A 4,935-nucleotide genomic window follows, 5' to 3' on the forward strand; every position below is an offset into this window, starting at 1 on the left:
TCTCTTAAATAAATGAATAAATGGCTCTGTCATTTTTATGATTTTTGATATAGAATTTGACAGATAGCATGAATCTCAGATAAAATCTAGATACTATCCAAAAAGTCAGGTGCCAAAAGTGCTAAAATGGGGCAAAAATCTCTACTAATTTACCTTATAGTGATTGTGAAGCTGGAACATCAGAGGCAATTTGACGAAATTTATGAATACTGTCAATTAATTTTTGACAAAAAATTGAAGCTTCCCACTAAATTTAATTTATGCTGTCAAACTAAGGTTTCAAGGGTGTTCGATATCCGAACCTTTTACCCTAAAAGGTTCGGATATCAAAACATCCTAAGAAATTAGAGTTATAGATTATTTGCTGTAAAACAGATTTTACTACTAACACATAATTTTTTACAACGGAACCTTTAACCATTATCTACTTATAAATTATCTACCTACATGTAGGTAGATTAATTATATAAAAATTAAATTATGAAGAATCTAGTCTAAATTTGGAGGAACAAGAAATTGAGTAGTATCAATCTTTCACTATGTATCAAAGAAAAAGCCTTAGGAATAGGTTACGATTTATGTGGAATAACACCAGTTGATTTGGTTGACGAATATTCATCACGTCTTGATGAAAGGATTAGAAATTTCTCTGAGTCACGTGCATTATATGAAATGCTGTATCCTCTAGCTTTTCCTCAAAAAAATGTAGAGTGGGCCAAATCAATTATTGTTTGTGTTAGAAGATATGGAAAATATAAAATTCCAAAGGAATTCGATGGTTATATAGGAAAAGCATACCTAGTTGATGGAAGAATCAAACACTCTAAAGAATACTCTTGGAGACTCGAGTTTGAAGCTTATTTAAGCGAGCTGGGGATTAAATATGCTTATGGAATAGTTCCAGCTCGTCTGGCTGCAGTAAATGCCGGCTTAGGACGTATAGGCAATAACAACTTTTTCTACACGAAGGAATATGGTTCTTGGGTCTTCATTGAAACGTGGGTAATTGACAGTGAAATGGAATATGATGAGCCAACACGTTCATTAAATTGTCCAGATAATTGCAATAAATGCATAGATTCATGTCCAACAGGAGCTTTGAACATGCCTTTATCAATGAACTGGGAAAAGTGCATCGCTAATCTTACGAGTGGGTTGAATTCGCAGACAGAAGGACTGAAAGCCGAGATGGGAACCTGGGTATATGGATGTGACGTCTGCCAGAATGTATGTCCCAAGAATAAAAATAAATGGGAAGAAAAGGAAAATTTTGTTGATCTATCAGATATTGCACCACATTTATCTCTCGAAAGTATATGGAACATGGATGAAGAAACTTTCCTTAATATAATTCAACCCAGGTTTTGGTATATAGGACAAGATGGCCTATGGATATGGAAGTGTAATGCTTTGAGGGCTATGGCCAACAGCGGAGATCAGAAGTATCATAAATATATTAAAGAAGCTGTAGAGAATCCTGATCAGAATATTCATAATACTGCATTATGGGCCTGTCAGCAACTTGGTATATAATATAATAAGCCCATTCGGAAAGTGAGTATTTTATGAATAGTGGTTATGAACAAATTTATGAAAGCCTCATACTCAAACTAGACAAATGCGATTTTGTAGAAGTTGCTGAACGGCTTGGTTTGTTACTTCAGCCGAACGGGTCTCTATCTGTCAACTTTCTTGGTCGGGAATATGAGATGAGTTCTCACGGTGTTTATCCAACTGACGGCAAGCCGGTTAATGTCAACAACCGCAGTGTTCTGGCTTACTATTTATTATCTAAAGGCAAGGGCGAACCTGCGTATTCATATGTGCCAATTTATAATCTTACCGGCGTAGTAATAACATCCGGCACAAATACAAAATGGATGACCGATCAGCTTGGTAAAACATTCAGTCAAGATTATGCAACATTCGGTGAAGCTATTTGCAGATTAGGTGGGGTTTTTAACGGCAAGCTGAAATCGGGCGGCTATTCATGGCTTCTTGAAGCATTGCCTAAAATCCTCCTCCAAATCGTATATTATGAAGAAGATAATGAATTTCCTTGTGAAGTTCAAATTCTGTTTGATAAAAATGCTTCGCGCTTTCTGGAGTTTGAATGTCTGGCTTTTTTAGAGGGATGTCTTGTAAGAGCAATAATCATGACAGCAAAAACAGGAGATACAGCTGGATGGGTATAATACTGATGCATGTATTATATGAAATGCAAGATGCTTTTCTTATAGATTGATCTAGGAACTAAATTTATATGAATGCGTATTATCCAAGTACTTAAAAAAATATGTGTATTTATATGACAGATAAAAATCAGACCAAGCAACAAATACTCCATTACGCAAGACACTTTTTGCAATGTCAAGGTTATAATGGATTTAGCTATAATGATATTTCCCAAAAACTGGGTATAAAAAATTCTTCAATACATTATTACTATCCTAGAAAAGAAGATTTGGTTGCTGCCTTGCTCGAAGATAGCAGAGAGAACTTAGCCAAGACTATTGTCCAAATAGTGGAATCTGGAGGGTCTGCTCGTGAGCAGCTTCAATATTATTTCGATTACGCATTGAAGGATTTTGATGAAGGCAAACGTATCTGCCCTCCTGGTTCAGTGATCCTTGATTTTGATAAACTTCCTGAAGAAGTTAAAAAGCAAAATTTGTTGCTAATTCATTATATATTAGATTGGATCTCCAAGGTTCTCAGAATCGGCCTAGAACAGGGGGAATTTAATTTTTCAGACCCTGTCGAAACACGCGCGGAGTTGATAGTTGAAACATTAATGGGTGCAAGACTGTTATCTAGCATCCAAGGTAGAAAAACACTTGTTAGATCCATTTCTTTAATCAAATCTGACCTTGGGTGGAAAGATTAATTTTTTTTACATTTAGTATCTACTTACATATAGGTAGAGAATTTCTGATTATTAAATCAATTTTTTGCCCAATAGAATTGAAACTAGTAGGATGCATAAGTTTGGAGGCGGTCTATGATGCCTGTTATGAGTATTTTAAGTTGTAAAATGCTTCAAGATGAAATAGTTTGGCTTATTGCAAATGATTTTCAAATAAAGAGAGTTCTAATTGTAGCAAATAAGAATATCTCTGAATTTACAGAAAAACTAGATGAACAGCACATCTATTATGACGTTGTTCCTTTTGAAAAGTTGCCACAGATGCTTAATAATATCGACAATGATGAATTCACTGTTGTGATTAACCTTATGGAACTTGGGCTTCATGCAGTACCAAAAATATTGAAGTCTGAAGTATATCAAAAGATTAGGGAAATGATACCATTTTCTAATGGGTTACTCATTTTTTACGGTCTTTGTGGTAATGTTCTAGGCAACGTGGAGGAAGATTTTTGTCTGGAAAAAGATGGTTGCACTGTGCGGATACTAAGGGATGATGAAAGAATTGTAGATGACTGCATAGGAGCAACAGTAGGCGGTGGTGCAAACTACCTCAAACTCCTTAAAACCCACAGCAAAGAGCCTGCTTTCTTCTTTACACCTATGTATGCAAGTTCATGGAGAGAACTTTTAAACATCAATAAACTTAATTGTAATCCTGATAAAGCATTAAAAATGGCAAAAAAAATTAATGACTTAGCGGGGTACTCAAGGGTTGCAAAGGTCAATACAGGTCTTACATATGTAAAAGATATCGATAAAAAGATCAATGAATACGCAAAATTGTTTGGATATAATACATTTGAGGTCAGTGGGACCCAGAAGATATTTGAAAAGTGCTATCTTTCCATCAAGAAAGAAATCATGAATGTAGTTTGATTAAAGGGTCTTTCAATGCCTGTATTAAGTATAGTTGCTTGTGAAATACTTGAAGATGAACTAGTATATGTTCTCTCAAAAGACCCTGAAATTAAAAGGCTATTTGTGGTAGAGAACAGAAACAGCTTTCGATTTATAAAAAAACTCAAGTATGAAAATCTTAAGCCCTTTACGTTTTCTTCTGACAAGTTGTATCCTACTATATCGGAAATCAATAGAGAATCACTCGGTAGTTTCGTGAGAAAGTTCTCGAATATTCCTCTCTGCAAAAAAATATCTGATCTTATATTCAATAAGGAAAAAAAACAAGAATTAACTGTTGTTGTGAATCTTCTTAGAAAAGCTTTACATTCTGATATTGATCTTTTGCAATCTGAAGTTTATCTGAATGCCAAAGAAATGTCAAAAATCTCAAATGGTATTCTTCTATTCTATGGAAAATGTGGCTTCAGTTCTGAAAAAGTTCAAGCAGAATTGCAGCAACTTGATTGTCCTGTTTATTTTCTGAGGGATGATGGAAGAAACGTTGTTGATGACTGTATAAGCATAGCACTTGGAGGAAACGAGATTTACACAAAAACAATGTTATCGGGAAATAGTAAAGGAGCTATATATGCAACACCAATGGTGCTTTCCGACCTGAATGAAACTAATTACAAATCTTCTGAATCTTATAAAAAGATTAGCAAATATCTAAATTCCCCTATGTATAGTCTTCTTTTTAAAATTAATAACCCAGACTATAAAGATGTTAATTTTCATAGAAATGCGTCTGAATTTGCAAAAATTTTTAACATGGATATTATCAACGTAAATGGGACAATGAAGATAGCAATTAATTCTTACATGGAAGCTAAAACAGATATATATAAAAATCTGTAATAGTTTTAACTATATTAGAATTATTTTGCCTATTTAAAAATGTAGGTATATTGTAATGAATTACCTAAATTCCCATTTGGCTTAAGGTATCTATAACTTCATTGCCTATTTTTTACAAAAATATAGTTTCTGTTTAGTAACACTTATTTTAATCGATATCTACAGACACTGAGAAGAGTACCTATGTGTTTCTGTGTATTTTTTTGCATTTGATAGTGCCGTAGTTGGAGTAAACAAGTGTATTCCTA

At 34.0% G+C, this 4,935-nt stretch carries 5 protein-coding genes; all 5 read left to right on the forward strand.

What is annotated here, in order from left to right; translation table 11 throughout:
* Positions 1–516 precede the first annotated feature (516 nt).
* The 5 genes from BP621_RS06335 (at position 517) to BP621_RS06355 (ending at position 4,687) form a co-directional block, all read left to right on the forward strand.
* Positions 517–1,533, forward strand: a complete 1,017-nt coding sequence (locus BP621_RS06335; protein ID WP_292388592.1) for an epoxyqueuosine reductase — start codon at positions 517–519, stop codon at positions 1,531–1,533.
* A 32-nt stretch (positions 1,534–1,565) separates the two neighbouring features.
* Complete coding sequence (locus tag BP621_RS06340; protein ID WP_292388593.1) at positions 1,566–2,195, forward strand: DUF3786 domain-containing protein; 630 nt, start codon at positions 1,566–1,568, stop codon at positions 2,193–2,195.
* Between the two features lie 113 nt (positions 2,196–2,308).
* Positions 2,309–2,887, forward strand: coding sequence for a TetR/AcrR family transcriptional regulator (locus tag BP621_RS06345; protein ID WP_292388594.1), 579 nt, complete (start codon positions 2,309–2,311; stop codon positions 2,885–2,887).
* 114 nt (positions 2,888–3,001) lie between these two features.
* A complete protein-coding gene (locus BP621_RS06350; protein ID WP_349682051.1) occupies positions 3,002–3,805 on the forward strand; it encodes a DUF1638 domain-containing protein in 804 nt (267 codons plus the stop codon).
* Between the two features lie 15 nt (positions 3,806–3,820).
* A complete protein-coding gene (locus BP621_RS06355; RefSeq protein ID WP_292388595.1) occupies positions 3,821–4,687 on the forward strand; it encodes a DUF1638 domain-containing protein in 867 nt (288 codons plus the stop codon).
* Positions 4,688–4,935 lie beyond the last annotated feature (248 nt).

It is taken from the genome of Methanosarcina sp. UBA5 (genome assembly GCF_002505485.1).
GTDB lineage: Archaea > Halobacteriota > Methanosarcinia > Methanosarcinales > Methanosarcinaceae > Methanosarcina.